This is a genomic window from Geomonas edaphica (assembly GCF_004917075.1).
Taxonomy (GTDB): Bacteria; Desulfobacterota; Desulfuromonadia; order Geobacterales; family Geobacteraceae; genus Geomonas; species Geomonas edaphica.
On record NZ_SSYB01000004.1, the window covers coordinates 470,149 to 485,677 of the forward strand.

General features: G+C 62.0%; 10 protein-coding genes. 3 read left to right on the plus strand and 7 right to left on the minus strand.

The window, feature by feature from the left end; all coding sequences use genetic code 11:
• Positions 1-191: 191 nt before the first annotated feature.
• Positions 192-1,352, plus strand: coding sequence for an alcohol dehydrogenase-like regulatory protein ErcA (gene ercA / locus E8K79_RS12895; RefSeq protein ID WP_136515092.1), 1,161 nt, complete (start codon positions 192-194; stop codon positions 1,350-1,352).
• Entirely contained in the window at positions 1,336-3,360 is a 2,025-nt protein-coding gene (locus E8K79_RS12900) for a hybrid sensor histidine kinase/response regulator (protein ID WP_136515093.1), read from the plus strand. The genes ercA and E8K79_RS12900 overlap by 17 nt, the downstream gene beginning before the upstream one ends.
• Here the strand turns inward: E8K79_RS12900 and E8K79_RS12905 are convergent.
• The 4 genes from E8K79_RS12905 to E8K79_RS12920 form a co-directional block, all read right to left on the minus strand.
• Entirely contained in the window at positions 3,357-4,448 is a 1,092-nt protein-coding gene (locus E8K79_RS12905; protein WP_136515094.1) for a class I SAM-dependent methyltransferase, read from the minus strand. The genes E8K79_RS12900 and E8K79_RS12905 overlap by 4 nt on opposite strands.
• A gap of 117 nt (positions 4,449-4,565) precedes the next feature.
• Complete coding sequence (locus E8K79_RS12910) at positions 4,566-5,333, minus strand: DUF5020 family protein (protein ID WP_136515095.1); 768 nt, start codon at positions 5,331-5,333, stop codon at positions 4,566-4,568.
• Between the two features lie 179 nt (positions 5,334-5,512).
• A complete protein-coding gene (locus tag E8K79_RS12915) occupies positions 5,513-8,665 on the minus strand; it encodes a GAF domain-containing protein (RefSeq protein WP_136515096.1) in 3,153 nt (1,050 codons plus the stop codon).
• A gap of 150 nt (positions 8,666-8,815) precedes the next feature.
• Positions 8,816-9,175, minus strand: coding sequence for a CZB domain-containing protein (locus tag E8K79_RS12920; protein ID WP_136515097.1), 360 nt, complete (start codon positions 9,173-9,175; stop codon positions 8,816-8,818).
• A 608-nt stretch (positions 9,176-9,783) separates the two neighbouring features.
• Between E8K79_RS12920 and E8K79_RS12925 the strand changes: the two genes are divergently transcribed.
• Entirely contained in the window at positions 9,784-10,683 is a 900-nt protein-coding gene (locus E8K79_RS12925) for a protoglobin domain-containing protein (RefSeq protein WP_136515098.1), read from the plus strand.
• A gap of 76 nt (positions 10,684-10,759) precedes the next feature.
• On the opposite strand, the gene E8K79_RS12930 is transcribed toward E8K79_RS12925, so the two are convergent.
• The 3 genes from E8K79_RS12930 to E8K79_RS12940 all read right to left on the minus strand — a co-directional run bounded on the left by E8K79_RS12930 (position 10,760) and on the right by E8K79_RS12940 (position 15,491).
• The gene (locus E8K79_RS12930; protein ID WP_136515099.1) at positions 10,760-11,944 is read right to left on the minus strand and encodes a hypothetical protein; all 1,185 of its coding nucleotides are present in this window, start codon (positions 11,942-11,944) and stop codon (positions 10,760-10,762) included.
• A gap of 21 nt (positions 11,945-11,965) precedes the next feature.
• Positions 11,966-14,035 (minus strand): hypothetical protein, encoded by a 2,070-nt coding sequence (locus E8K79_RS12935; RefSeq protein ID WP_136515100.1) that lies wholly within the window; start codon positions 14,033-14,035, stop codon positions 11,966-11,968.
• A 217-nt stretch (positions 14,036-14,252) separates the two neighbouring features.
• Complete coding sequence (locus E8K79_RS12940; RefSeq protein ID WP_136515101.1) at positions 14,253-15,491, minus strand: multidrug effflux MFS transporter; 1,239 nt, start codon at positions 15,489-15,491, stop codon at positions 14,253-14,255.
• Positions 15,492-15,529: the final 38 nt, after the last annotated feature.

Sequence of the window (15,529 nt, forward strand, 5' to 3'; positions counted from 1 at the left end):
AGCCGCTGCTTCACTTGGCCACCGCCTTCGCTTTTTCCTTAAAGTTTCCGAGCAATTCCGCCGACACGTCTATCAGACGGAGCAGTAGTAATCGAAACCGATTGTTGCTATACTACGGTGGTTGTCAAAGATTTATCAGCCTTAATCCTTCTGCATAGATTGCATGTGGTGCTGAACCAGGGAGACAGGAGATGGCGGAAGGTCTGCAACTGAGGAAATTTCTCGCACCCGAATTCATCTTCGGAGCAGGTGCGAGGGAACTGGCCGGGCGTTATGCCAGAAATCTCGGCGGCCGGAAGGTGCTCGTGGTCTCGGACCCGGGCGTGGTCCAGGCCGGATGGACCGCCGATGTTACCAAGAGCCTCGAGGCGGAGGGACTCCCATATGTCCTTTTCACCGCGCTCACGCCCAACCCCAAGGCCGAGGAGGTCATGGCCGGGGTCGCCTTGTACCGTGAAGAGCGCTGCGACGTGATCGTAGCGGTGGGGGGCGGAAGCCCGATCGACTGCGCCAAAGGGATCGGCATCGTTTCATCGAACCACAGGCACATCCTCGAATTCGAGGGAGTGGACATGGTGAAGGCACCCATGCCTCCCCTGATCTGCATCCCGACCACCGGGGGAACCTCGGCCGACGTCTCGCAGTTCGCCATCATCAGCAACCCGCTCGAACGGGTTAAGATCGCCATCATCAGCAAGTCGGTGGTGCCCGACATCGCCCTCATCGATCCCATCACCCTCACCACGATGGATCCGTACCTCACCGCCTGCACCGGTCTCGACGCTATGACCCACGCCATCGAGGCCTTCGTCTCCACCGCCAGCTCTTCGATGACCGACCTGCACGCGCTGGAAGCGGTAAAGATCCTCTCCTCCAGCCTTATTCCCAGCATCCGCAATCCCGAAGACCAGGAGCTCAGGAGCCAGGTGATGATGGGGAGCCTGCAGGCGGGGCTCGCCTTCTCCAACGCAATCCTCGGGGCGAACCACGCTATGGCGCATAGCCTGGGGGGCGCCCTCGATCTCGCCCACGGCGAATGTAACGCCATCCTCCTCGATCACGTCATCGACTTCAACTTCGACGCCTCTCCGGAGCGCTTCGAGCGCATCGCGCAGGCGATGGGGCTCGACCTGCGCGGCCTCCCCATCCTTCAGAAGAAGAAGCTCCTCATCGAGCACGTGCGCTCGCTTAAGGCCCAAGCCGGCGTAGCACGCACCCTGGCCGAGGTGGGGGTCGGGGTCGACGATCTCAAGCAGTACAGCGAGCACGCCCTGAAAGACCCCTGCATGGCTACCAACCCGCGTCGCGCCTCAAAGAGGGACATAGAGGTCGTCTATGAAGAATCCCTCTGATCCATCGGACTCCCCCCCTCGCGACGACCTCGATTCCCTCGAGACCCTGCAGCGCAAACTCGCGGGTTTCGGTGAGAACTCGCTGAGAAAGACCTACTACCCCGAACTCCAGGACCGCCTTGAGGAGCTGGAACGGCTGAAGGCGTTCCTCGATCACAGCAACGACGCCATCTTCCTCGTCGAAACGGTCACCGGTCGGATCGTGGACCTGAACGACTCCGCCTGCCGCCAGACGGGATGGAGCCGTGAGGAACTCCTGGAAAAATCCCTTTTCGAGGTGTCTGACCTGTGGCATTCCGCCGCCGAAGCGCTGATACGCGCCCCGGAGCGCCGGGAAGAGCCGCGCGAACTGATCGTCACCGAGCTGCATAAAAAGGGGGGCGGGCGCTTCTGGGCCGAGCTCACCCTGAACCGGACGCAGTTTCGCGACAAGGCCTACGTCCTCGCCGTGGCGCGCGACATCACCACCCGTCGCGCCGTCGAGGAGGCGCTGCGCCAGAGCGAGGAGTTCCTGAAGAACGTGGTCGATCACATCCCCGCCATGGTCTTCGCAAAAGACGCCGTGAAGCTGCACTTCATCACCATCAACAAGTACGGCGAGGAACTTCTCGGTTTTTCCCGCAAGGAGATCCTCGGCAGGAGCAACCACGACCTCTTCCCAAGCGAGCAGGCCGACTTCTTCAGCGCCAAGGACCGGGAGACCCTGGAGTCGGGTGAACTGGTCGAGATCCCCGAGGAGGTGATCAGCACCGCCGCCGGGAACCGGATCCTGCACACGAAGAAGATCCCCCTCATGGACGATCAGGGAAAGGCACGCTACCTCCTGGGCATCGCCGAGGACATCACCGAGAAGAAACAGCTCGAGGAAAAGCTCCTGCAATCCCAGAAGATGGAAGCGATCGGGCAACTGGCCGGCGGGGTGGCGCACGACTTCAACAACATCCTCATGGTTATCATGGGGTACGGCAGCATGCTTAGAAACGATCCCTCCCTGGCGTCGGAAAACCGGGAACAGGTGGAGCGGATCATGGAGGCCGCCGACAAGGCCGCCCAGCTCACCGCTGGACTTCTCACCTTCAGCAGAAAGCAGGTGATCAAGACGCAGACCGTCGACCTGAACGAGGTGATCCGGCGTGTGGAAAAATTCCTCTCCCGCATCATCGGGGAGGACGTGCAGCTTAAGTCGCAGCTTCCCGAGCACCCGCTCCCGGTTGAGATGGACAGTAACCAGATCGAACAGGTGCTGGTGAACCTGGCCACCAACGCGCGCGACGCCATGCCGCGCGGGGGACTCCTCACCGTCACCACGTCGCTGCAGCGTATCGACCAGGGGTTTGTCGATGCCAACGACGCCGGCTCACCCGGTCCTTACGCCGTGGTCTCCATCTCCGACACCGGCCTCGGGATGGACGAGGCGACGCGCCGGAGGATCTTCGAGCCCTTCTTCACGACCAAGGAACTGGGTAAGGGGACCGGGCTCGGTATGTCCATCGTGTACGGCATCGTGACGCAGCACGGCGGTTTCATCAACGTCTACAGCGAGCCGGGCCTCGGCACCACTTTCAAGATCTACCTGCCGCTCAGCCCCTCCGCCTTTGAGGCGGCTGAAGCGCTGAGGGAGCTGGAGCACCCGCGCGGCGGGAGCGAGACCATCCTCGTGGTCGAGGACGAGGCAAACCTGCGCACCCTGCTGGAGCAGATCCTCACCGGCGCCGGATATCAGGTGCTGGTGGCGGAAAACGGCGCCGTCGCCGTCGACACCTTCGCAAGAAACGAGGGGAAAATCGCCCTCATACTCATGGACATGGTGATGCCGGGGATGAGCGGCAAGGAGGCCTGCGGTGCCATCCGCAGGATCGATCCGTCGGCGCGCGTCCTGTACACGAGCGGCTACACCATGGACATCATCAAGAGCCGTGACCTCATGGAGGAGGGTACCGAGCTGATGACGAAGCCGGTGCGCCCGGCCGAGCTTTTAAGAAAGGTGCGGGAGATGCTGGACCGCTAGACTGAGAGCTCGCGGCAGCGCAAGAGGAAGAGACGGTCGGCGTAACTGCCGGCCCGTTTCAGGTCAAGAGGGGAGAGTTCGGCCGCCTGGACAGGGTGGCGGAAGCGGCGCAGGAAGCGGCGCTCCGCACCGTTTAGGGGGCCGTTTTCGTTTCCCAGCCGCCCCGGGATGTCAACCAGGGTGATACGCCACGGGGAAAGGGCGGGGAGAAGGCACGGGTTCAGGCGAAAGACCGCCTTTGAGTCGGGGCATGGGCCCTTAGGACGGCGCCCGAGGTAGAGCACGAAATTGCCAGGCGACGTTTTCTCCTTCTCCATAGTCAGGATCCGTTCCACCTCGCGCTCCGGTTCCGGGAGGGCGTCCCGGTGCGCGAAACGCAACAGGGTAAGGCCGCTTGCCGCGACAAGCTCCAGCAGCTCGCCGATACGATAGCTTTTCACCTGCGGGTGCAGCAGGGCATCGGCAAGCCCGGCCCGGTTTGCCACCTCGCCGGAGCTCTCGAAGAACTCCCTCAGCCGCGAACCTTGCGCACTGCGCGCCACCATCCTTCGCACCGCCTCGGGCTCGCGCACCTTTAAAAGGGTGAGCGCCCGCCGGATGGCATCCTCCTCGCGCCGTGTGTAGCGGCTGTAGACCATCAACCTCATAATCCCCCCTTCCCCAAGGCGCGCGGTGAGCGCGCGCAACCCCGCTTCCGGCTCCGCCAGGTGGTGCAGCACCCCGTAGGCGTCGATGAAACCGTAGGGGCCGGTGACGAGCGCCGGGTCGAGGAGGTCTCCTGCCACGAAATCGACCCCGGTCACCCCGTGCACGAGGCAGTGCAGCCGGGCCCGCCTAAGGCTCGTCTCGGAGAGGTCAAGGGCGGTGATCCGGGCCTTCGGGTTGGCGACGGCGAAAGGATATGGGGCGAAGGTGCCGCACCCGGCGATGAGGATGCGGGCGAGATCGGCCGGCGGAAGTTCACCGTTGAAAAGGGACCAGAGGGCGTCGAGGTTGTTCGCGTAGGTGTCGGCGCGGCGCACCGAGGCAAAGAGGGGATAACTCGGATAGGGGTAAAGCTCGTAGTGGCGGCGGACGGCATCGGGCATGACCGACACTCTAGCGCGGCGGGGCTTTATTGGCAAGCGTCCCAATGAGAAAGGGGGCGGAAAATCCGCCCCCTTTCATTGCATCTCGGCGGGAACCCCATGGGCTCCCTGCCGTTTTTACATGACGATCTTGACCATAGCCTGCGGCGCGTACTCGTTCACACCGCTCACGCCGAACTTGTTGTGCCAGTACATGAACTCGGTGCCGAAGTAGATGCTCTTCGGAGCGTCCCAGAACTTGCCCAGATCGAGGAGCAGGCGGGGCTGGGCGTCGATGTTGAAGACAAGGTCCCCTTCGCCGCCGGCGATGTCCGAAAAACCTTCGAAGAGCATGTCGGCCTTACCCACGCTGAAGGGGAGCTGCCAGCAGGGGGTCACCTGGTAGGTGCTGCCGGACTGCTTCGGGTCGTTGCGCACGTAGACGTTCAGGTCGGCAAAGTTGAACTTCGGCAGGTTTAGGCTGAAGCCCACGCCGTAAAGGTAGTTGCGGAAGCCCTGACCCATCTCCAGGGTGCCGGCCACCAGCACGTCCTTCACGAAAGGAGCGGAGAGGTCATGGCCGGTGATCTTTCCGATGGAGAGGCGCGGAGAGAGCTCACCGTAGATCCCGGTGTTCTCTTTCTCGGTGTTGGTCACGTCGAAAAAGAGGAAGGTGTCGCCGTACTTCCAGGCGTTGGCATGTTCCACGGTGATGGTGGACTGGGTGCCCTTGGTGCCGGTGAACGGGTTCTTGAACTGCCCACCCCAAAGGTACTGGATGTTGGTCTCGTTCCAGAGCGTGGCGCCCGCGTGGGCCTCGGTCGCGGCAAACGGCGCGAGTGTCAGGGCGGCCAGGGCCAGGGCCTTGAAACCGGTGGAAAGGGCGCTGCGGATGGATCTCTTCATCTGTGGTGCTCTCCTTGGCTCATTAGTAAAAAAAAGGCCCGTGAAACTACCACGTTTTTTGATTCAGTTCACCTTTTTTTGATCTAATTAAACCAAGCAAAACAGTCGGCATGCAAACCGGAGCGGAAGCGGCGCTCGAGGCAGAGCGATCCCGCGCGCGTCACCTCCGGACGGCGGGGCTAACCGGCGCCGTCGAGCACCTCGCGCACCTTGGCGGCGAGGGTGGGGAGGGTGAAAGGTTTGGGGAGGAAATGCACCCCCTCGTTGATGACGCCGTGGCGGGCGATGAAGTCCGAGGCGTAGCCTGACATGAACAGGGTCTTGACGCCGGGGATCGCGTCCCCGAGTCTCAGCGCCAGGTCGCTGCCGTTCATCCCCGGCATGATCACGTCGGTGATAAGCAGCTCAGGGGCCCGCTCCAGCCGTGAGACCGCGGCAAGCGCCTCTTCTGGGGTCGAGGCGACGGTGACCCGATACCCCAGCTTCACCAGCATGTCGGAAACCATCTCGCGCACCCAGAGCTCATCCTCCACAACGAGGATGCTCTCGTCCCCCTTCCGGTAGGACACCTCCGCCTCGCCGCGGCTCCCTCCCTCTTCATCCGGGACGGACGGAAGGTAGATACGAAAGGTGGTCCCCTCACCCGGGGTGCTCTGCACCTTTATCCCTCCCCCGTTTTGCTTCACGATGCCGAAGACGGTGGCAAGCCCGAGCCCAGTCCCTTTCCCCGGCTCCTTGGTCGTGTAGAAAGGCTCGAAGATACGGTCGAGCACCGTCCCGGCCATTCCCTGCCCGGTATCGCTCACCGAGAGGAGCACGTACCTGCCCGGGGCGAGCCCGGAGGCGGCGTCGAGCGGGTTACCCGACAGGGTCGCGTTTTGCGTGCTGATGGTGATCCGGCCAACGCCGGCGATGGCGTCGCGCGCATTCACGCAGAGGTTGGCAAGGAGCTGGTCCACCTGGGAGGGATCGATGTTGATCCGGTCCACCCCGTCCCCCGGGACCCAGAGCAGCTCGATCTCCTCGCCGATCAGCCGCCCGAGCATCTTCAGCATCCCGGCCACCGCCCCGTTCACCTCGATCACCCTAGGGAGCACGTTCTGGCGTCTGGCGAAGGTCAGAAGCTGTCGCGTGATGCTGGAAGAGCGGTTGGCGGCATCCAGGATCGCCTCCAGGTGCCTGCGCTGCCCTTCAGCGAGCTCCTCGTCCATGAGCCCGAGTTCGGCATGCCCCAGGATGACGCTCAGCATGTTGTTGAAGTCGTGGGCCACCCCGCCGGCCAGCTGGCCGACCGACTCCATCTTCTGCGCCTGCAGGAACTGCTGCTCGACACGCCGCTGCTCCGTGATGTCCAGGATGATGGTCAAAAGCCGCTTTTCTCCGGCCACCGCGATGGTCTCGGTCCACATCCGGCAGAGCACCGACCGCCCCGTGCTCGCGTACAGGGTGAGTTCCAGATCCTTGATCCGCCCCTCCCTCAGCATGCGCTCTTTCAGCTGGTCACGCTGGGTCTGCGTCACGAGCCCCAAGTCCACCGAGCGCTTCCCGATCACCTCGTCCCGGCTCCACTGCACCGCATCCAGGAAGCGCTGATTCACCTCGAGGTAGACCCCATCCTCAAGCGTGCTGACCGCCAGCATGAGGGGGGCGTTGTTGAACGCAGCGGCGAAACGCTCGTTGCTTTCCAGCAAATCCTGCTCTGCCCGCTTGTTCGCCACCGACTGCCAGACCGACTCCATGAGGAGGGTCAACTGCAGCACGTCGGTATCGTCGTACTCGCCTTCCTTGTTGGCCATGCCGACCACGGCGACGATCCGGTCGCCGCTGAAGACCGGGATGCTCATGAAGCGGCTAAGATGCGCGTGCCCCTGCGGACACCCTTTCTTAAGCGCGCTCTCCGCGGCGTAGTCGTTCACGACGACCGCCCTGCGCTGGCGTACCACCTCACCCCAGAGCCCGGTCTGTTCCAGGGTGGACACTATCTCCCGCTCGGGGAGGGCGCATTCCCGCATGACGTCGCGCGACCAGCAGTTCAGGGTGAACTCTCCGCGCTCCTCGTCGTAATGGCCGATGAACCCGATCCGGCTTCCGGTGAGCCGGATCGCTTCTTCGAGCGCGTTGTCCAGGAAGCCCTGGACCGTCTCGGACGGGTACTGCAGTATCCCCAAAAGGGTGACCAGGCGCGACTCGCTGAGCCTGATCTTCTCGGTGTCCTGCCGCTGCCGCGTGACGTCCCGGTTCGAGCCCCTAAGGCCAAGGAACACCCCTTCCTCGAAGATGGGGCGACACAGGTGCTGGATCCAGCGCAGCTCTCCGCCGCGGGTCAGGATGGGGACCTCCAGCGTGCGCGCCGGCCGTGACGGGTCCGGGGTCGCCTGGTGCAGTGCCCTCAGGCTCTCCCTGAAATCGTGGTGCACCACCCGGTACAAAAGCTCCGGTTCCTCCTGGAACTCCTCCCTCGCATAGCCGGTGAGCTCGATGCAGGACGGGGACATGTACCTGATCGTCCCGTCCGGCCCGACCCAGTATTCCCAGTCCTGGGTCCAGTCGCACACGGTGCGGAACTTCTGCTCGTTTGCCAGGAGCCGCCGCGTGTCCTCGAAACGGCGCCGTGACGACACCGCGATGCCGGCGGTCCCCAGCACCCAAAGCAGGAAGTAGCGCCCGACCGTGTTTCGGTCGCTTGCCACCTGCTGCTCCAGGCGCGCCACCAGGGGAACCGAGATGACCAAGGCACCCCGCACCACCCCCTCCCGGTCACCCGACGCGCGGTGGCAGGTGAGGCAGGAGGTCTCGGTCACGAAGGCGGAGATGAAACGAAGGTAGGGAGCCCCGGCGATAGTAGCAACCTGGGAGCGCTCCCGGGACTCACCCCGCTCGAAGGCGAGCAGGCTCTCCCGTTCCCAGGGGTCCGGGGCGTTCACGGGGTTCACGGGTTTCAGACTGGTGATCCTGCTGGTGACAGGGGGAAGGTGTGGCGCCTGGGGCGGAGAGGGGACCGTCGCAAAGACCATGCGCGTCAGGTAGGCCGGATTGACCAGGGTAAGCCGCATGCCGTCGTTGGTGGCGACGTCGCGGCGGGCAACGGTGAGATAGGGATTGGGAGCGGCCTTCCCGACTGGAACGTAGACCCCTCCCATCCTGGCGGCCCAGGCGCGGTACTGCAGATTTAGGCGGAAGTAGTCGCGGGCCTCGTCTTCGGCCCGCTGCAGCATCTGCTTGCGGTCGCCGGTCACCGCCGTCGCCGCCAGCGTCACGATGACCAAGGTCCAGACGGCAATGGAGAAGAGAGCGTACTTTTTATAAAGACAACCCTTTGTCTTGCTTTGCATCAAATCACCCGGCCCGATACTACACGCAGGGTGGCTCACCCTGCTGATCACTCATCACAATGTCACGTAGAGCACGCTAAACAAGCGAAGCTCCCCCTGACTCATTCATCGGCACCCGGCAGGCTGAGTTTAATCATTTTCATCAAAAAGCTAAATGTTGTCTCTCCATTTGATTAGCGCTTCCATCATCTGGTTTGATATAAGGCTGAATTCCCCCTCCAGTTCCATCATTCGCTGCGCCCCTTCGCGGTCTCCATCGACCGCCATATGGGCCACGTTGCAGGCCACCTTGTGAAACTCGGCGTGCAGTTCCTTTACCCTATGGTAATAAGCGGAGGAGCGATGCCTGGGGGGAATGTCACTGCCGTAGAACCATTTACCGAAAGCACAGTCATGCTCGGTACATGGGCCCTTGGGGCTTTCAAGTTCCCCTTTGGCTATCACCTCGTTGAGCCTGTACTTGTATAAGGCATGTTCACTTATGGCGTTGTTTATCTCCTGTTTATCCATCACGTCCCTCACTTGTAATTATGAGTTGCTGCGGACCAAAGAAATGTCTTCTCCTTATCGGCAACAAACACGACAACTTAAGTAAGCAAAGTGCATTCCAAAAAACGTCTCGTGTGCATCAGGCGTTCCGACACCGGCCGCTACACCCCTTTTCCTGCTGAATTTTCGGTGGAATTCCGCCGGAGGGGCGCACGCCAACAGATGACCCTCTGTTAATGTGATTTGGATCACAACACCCAGGGGTGGGTTGAAGCCCCCACATCCGCGAAGCCTGCCGAATGTTTACCCCTTTTTCGCATAGCCATTTGGCGGGTAAACCGTGTGAGGACGCTTAGCCACCCCTTGAAAGAAGATCCAGCACATTAGATCTGAACAATACCCGTTTGGAGCCTCGATCGCCGGCACTCCTTACTCGTTTCATGCCGCCATGCTCACTACTGCAGAACCTCGACGCAACAGGACTGGTTCTTACGCGTTTTTCGACACCGTTCAACTGGCACAACGACGTATACGGCTTAGACAACCGGTTTTGCTGTGGTAGACTTTTCCGATTATTTTGCGGATTTGCTGCCGCTGATTCAGTTTTTATGGCACAGGAGAAGAGCCACATGCTTACCATGCAGGAAATCAGAACTCACTATTACTTCACAGAAACCGATGCCGAACTGCTCAAAGAGCTTTTCCCGCTCGCGCAGGAGAACAGCCAGGCCATGGTCGAGGAGTTCTACTCGTACCTTCTGAAGATCCCGGAAACCGCCGCGTTCCTGCGCGACCCGAAGGACCTCGCCCGGCTGAAGAAAACCCACTCGGAGTGGTTTCTCTCCCTCTTCTCGGGGCGCTACGACAACGAGTACATGCTCACCCTGCAGGCGATCGGTCAGGCCCACGTGCGCATCAAGGTAAGCGCCCACTACGTGAACGCCGCCATGAACGTCGTGCGCCGCTTCCTCATCGAGATGCTGCAGGCGAGTTTCCCGGATATCGCGGTCCGGCGCAAGTACCGCATCGCGGTGGAGAAGATCCTGGACATCAACCTGGACGTCATGAGCACCTCCTACCAGGAAGAGGAGCTGCGCAAGGTCTTCGTCTCGCACAAGTTGGAATCCAAGCTGATCCATGCCGCCGAGCGCTTCACCTACGGCTTGAACCTCATCCTCGTCATAGCGCTCACCGGCGTCTCCCTCTCCGTGGTGACCCTCTTCTTCTGGGACCTGGTCCACATCTTCCAGGGGAACTTCGAGAAGGGTATCCTCTCCGCGCTCGGCTCGCTGCTCATCCTCTGGATGATGATCGAGCTCATGGACAACGAGATAAAGACGCTCAAGGGGGGTAAGTTCAACATCCTGATCTTCATCGGCGTGATCATCGTCGCCCTGATCCGGGAGATCCTGATCTCGACCCTGCGCCACGACGCCCTGGAGACCCAGGCCTTTCTTGCCGGAACGCTCCTCATCCTGGGGATCGTCTATTACCTGGTGGCCAAAAGCCAGAACGTCACCGCGCACTGACGCCGGGAAACGGCCGCAAAAAAGGCGTCCCGCGTGCTGCAGGGCGCCTTTTTCCGTCCTCCCGCGGCAAGCCAAGCTACCAGGAGTAAAGGTAGGAAAGCTCCCCACCGAGGGCGCGCGCATCGCGCGGGTTGGGATCGCTTAGGGTCGCCCCCACCTTAAAGCCGTGACTTGCCACGGCGAGGCTGAAGGCTGCGTAGTCGACGTTGTAGGCGAGGGAGAGGTCAGCCGCAGAGCCGAAACGGTAGCCGGCCGAGACCCAGGTGCGCGGCCTGCCACGCACGAGGATGCAGGTTCCCCCGACGCTGAGGCTTTCGTAGTCATACCCGATAGAGAGGTCGGTCTTCACCGATATCTTCTGCCGCAGTCTTTTCTCCCCCTCGTATCCACTGATGCTCGGGGTGAAGTCCTGGTATCCGTTTGGCGAGGTCGTGGAGGTTGGGTTCACGGCATACGCCCTCGTATAGGGGACCGAATCCCACACGAGACTCCCCAACAGGTCCCTTATGAGCACCTCTGCGCGCCACCCTCCCCTGCTGTAGCTCGCTCCCAGGTCCGCGCTGTAGCCGTACCCCCACCCGAGCGGTTCCTCGTCCACGTGGTAGAGGATGTTGTGCCCGTAGGCATAGTCGAGGTACAGGTCGTAGTCGTAGCTCTTAGCTCCGGTGGCGGTAACCGTGCCGTTCAGGGAGCCGTACTGCAGGTAGTGCGGCGTCATGACGCGCAGGGTGAGCCCGGCAGCAAGCCCCGGGAGCACCGCGTCCAGGCTCGCCCCCCGCGAGACCTCCACGCCGCTTGCCGTCCATCCCCTCATCTTCATGTCCGCCTGATAGCGCCGCCCCGTGGGGAGGTCCAGCTTCTTCTTGACGCTGTAGATGAACTCGATGGAGTCACGGTTGCTGTCGACGAAGAGCTCGCCACGGTTGAATGCCGCCACCCGCCACTTGCGCGCCACCACCCCGCTTCCCGCATACCAGTACAGGTCGGCCAGGTTATGTTCCTTCGGAGTGAAGCGCCCACGCCAGCTGTCATCGATTATGCTCATCACCGGCAGCACAGTATCTGCGGCAAAGGCGGAGGCATCCAGGAAGGCTCCATCCTCGCGCCCGGCAAGCAGGGCGGGGTTGAAACCACTCATCGGCACAGCGGCCCGGACCGGCACAGCGGCGAAGACGAGGGTGGTGCAGCAAAAAAGCGCGGCTGCTCCCGCCAGGCGCAGGAAAAGGGAGGCCTTTCGGCCTCCCGGCAAAACAATGCTCATAGTTTCCTTCAAGGGGTTGCCCTAGATCAGGGTTTCGAAGTAGCTGTCTGCGTAGGTCACCCGAGGCACGCCGCTCACACTCGAGAAGGTACCGACCTCTTCCCCGCCGGCTGTCTTAATGTTGCCGCTGAACTTGCTGTCCGTGGCGAGGCTGTTGTCGTGGGTTATGGTCACCTTGAGGCCGTGCTGGTTCGTCATGGTCGCCGCGGTGAGCTCGGTGAAGACGTTGTAGGTCCCAGTGCAGGAGAGGAAGATGGTGGTGTCGTTGGCCAGCACGCGGGTGTACTTCGCCTCGAAGTTGATCACCTGGTAGACGGACATGCTTGCCTTCAGCATCACGGTGATATCGATGCCGTTACCCGCCACCAACGAGCCGTTAAAGATGCCGTTCCACTTCGGGAAGTTGCTGGCGCTCTCCTCGATGGTCGGATTGTAGGAAGCCGCGTTGGTGAATGTGCCGGTGAGGGTCCCCTGCAGCGTCATGGTAACGTCACTGCCGGAGAGCGCCTCGATCTTACCGCTGAAAGCAGCCTGCGTCGGGATGGCGGCATTCCCCTCGTTGGGGCTTATGTATGGGTTCCACACGAGCATCGGGATGTCTATGCTGCCGGTGACGCGGGCGGTGGAGCTTGTCGCGATCCCTTTGAAGTAGGCCTTGGTGAGCATGACGCTGCCCGGCATGCTCGGAATCTGGGTAAGGGTGAAGGTCAGCTTGCGGTTATTGGTGGTGTCGTCGAAGTCGAAGCTTGCCACAGGCGAGGTTAGTTTCCCCCTGAAGGTAATTGCCATGGTCGTGTCGGAGACGACCGCACTGTAAGAGGCGGTCATGGTGGCATTGCCGCCGCTTGCCGTCTTCAGGGTAGTGAAGTTGACGCTCCCGCTTGTCGGCATGTTCACGTCATTCACCGAGATGGTTCCGGAGAGCAGGGTCACGTTGGTGTCGGTTACGATGCTGGCCGTCGCCGTGGTGCCTGTACTGCCGGTGACGATGGTGAGCGTCTGCCCGGGATGCTTCTCAGGATCGGTGAAGGGGTAAGTCGTCCCCGGGGTGAGGCTCGTGATGCTGCCGAGTGAGGTGACTACCCACCCCACCAGGTCGCCTACGCTTGAGAGCTCGGGCCCTACCGTAGTCTGCAGCTCCGCCGCAGTTGCGTCGAACGGTGTCTTGAGCGCACTCCCCACGTCACCTGTGTGGTAATCGACCACGGTGAGCACCGTGTTGCGGAGGTCGCTCACCAGAGCCTTCGCCTGCGCCACGCCGGTCGGGTTATCGGGAGGATTCACCTCGCTGTTGGTGAAGTGCTGGATGGTGCCGTACATGGAGGTTGTTTCGGTGCTGATGGTCGGGGCAAGCATCGGCTCGGGGCCGCTGGTGAGATCGACTATCGCCTGAGAGAGAGCGCCCCCGGTCGTCGAAAGCATCGGCGTTTCCGCGGAGAGGTCGGACTGGATCATCCCGATGGCGTCCTTCACATCGCTTGCTGCGCCGCTGTGCACCATCTGCGAGATCGCGGCGAGGGCCACGCCGTAATCTATCGCCGCCTGGCTCGACGCTGATGAAACCTCGGTTGCATCAGTGACGTCGACAGGCTGGGTGCCGATGATGTCCACGCCGAACGCAGTGCTCACCACGGCATTACTATTGGTGATATTAGCCGTGGTGAAACCTCCGGCGGCGGAGCTCATCTGCTTGAAGGCGATGTCGGTAAGCGGGGTTACCGCCACGTTTACAGAACCAGAAGCCGAGGGAAGCGCCGCCTTTAGCACCGTGTTGTTGGTGGTGGCCCCCGTGGCTTCGTCCAAGTAGGTGCCGCCGGTCACAATCACGATGAGGTTGCCCTTGTACGAGAGGTTCTGCACCTTGTAGACGCCGTCCGAGCCGGTCGTACCGGTGCCAAGGAGCGCACCGCGGGTGCCGTCGGCGTTGACCGCGTAGACCGACACCGCACCTCCGTTGATGGGCCCCTTTGATGCGACGCCGTTAACGGTGGTGGAGGAAGAGGAGGACCCGCCCCCGCCACAGGCTGCTAGCAGGGAGCACAACACTGCAAGTACAACGATACTTTTGAGTGACCGACACACTTGTTCCATGAAGCACCTCCTTGTTGGATATAAGCCAACAAAGAGTATCACCCGCCTACCCTAAGACAACATTATTTACCTATTATTAATCGTATACGGAATGCGTTATCAGTGAGCGGCAATTAATGCCTAGCGAGAGACATGGCCTAGTTCCCGTGCAAGGGGAAATACACTGCCACAGTCAAAGCAATGTTTGCGAGACATGCGCAGTGAGGCTGCGACAGATCTAGGCGTGCGGGCGCTCCGACTCCCCACCGGCGGTCATCACCGCGACCAGTCCGAGCACGCCGCAAAGCGCCATCGCAGCGGTCATGGGGACCGCGGTCCCGTCGTGGATCGCCCCGACGAGCGCCCCGCCGGAGGCGCCCAGGAGGTACTGAATGGTGCCAAGGAGGGCCGAAGCGCTCCCGGCCGCCTTGTCGAAGGGGGCCAGCGCGAGCGCCGTTATGTTCGGGTAAAGTAGGCCGGTCATGCAGAGGCAGACGAAGATGAACAGCATCTGCAGCGGGAACCCGCCGAAGCCGGTCGCGGCCGCCGCGATGAGGAGGGTGCCGGACACCCCGGCGGTCATAAAGGCGAAGAGTGCGATGCGCCTCGGTGTGTAGCGGCGCAGCAGACGGCGGTTCATCTGCGAGGCGCCGATCAGGCCGCAGGCGTTGACGCCGAAAAAGACGCCGAAGAACTGAGGGGAAAGGCCGTGCAGCTCGATGAAGACGAAGGGGGCGCCGGAGATGTAGGAGAAGTTGACCCCGGCCACGCAGCCAAGCCCCACCGCGTAACGCAGGTAGCGGCGGTTCTTCAACAGGTGGCCGTAGACCGCCACCATGTCGGCTAGGCTTCGCTTTACGCGCCGCTCCGGGGGGAGCGACTCGGGAAGGGCCAGGGCCGCGGCGACAAGGGAGGCAAGGCCGAAGATGCTCAAAAAGACGAAGATCCCCCTCCATCCGGTGAAGAGGAGCAGTTGCCCTCCGGCGAGCGGCGCCAAAATCGGCGCAAGCCCCATCACCAGCATGAGCAGCGAAAACATCCGCGCCGCCTCCGCCGTGTCGTAGAGGTCGCGCACCACCGCACGGGAAATCACCATCCCCGCCCCGCCCCCGAGCGCCATCATCACGCGCCAGAGCAAAAGAGCGGTTCCCGAGTGAACCAGCGCGCAGCCGATGGTCGAGGCAACGTACAGCGACAGCCCGAGCAGAAGCGGCGTACGCCTTCCCCATCGGTCCGCCAGCGGCCCATAGAAGAGCTGCCCAAGCGCGGAGCCGAAGAGAAAGGCGGAGACGGAGAGCTGCACCGTGCTGAGCGGGATGTGGAGATCGCGCGCCATCTGCGGGAAGGCGGGAAGGTACATATCTATGGACATGGCGGAAAAAGCGGTCAGGGCGCCCAAGATGAGCACGAAGACGGCCAGCTGGCGCCGGCTCATCTGAGAGGGGTGGAGGGGTGCTGTCTTTGTAACCGGGTTCATCGAAACCTCACTGCGCAAAAAGTTGCTTCATACAACTA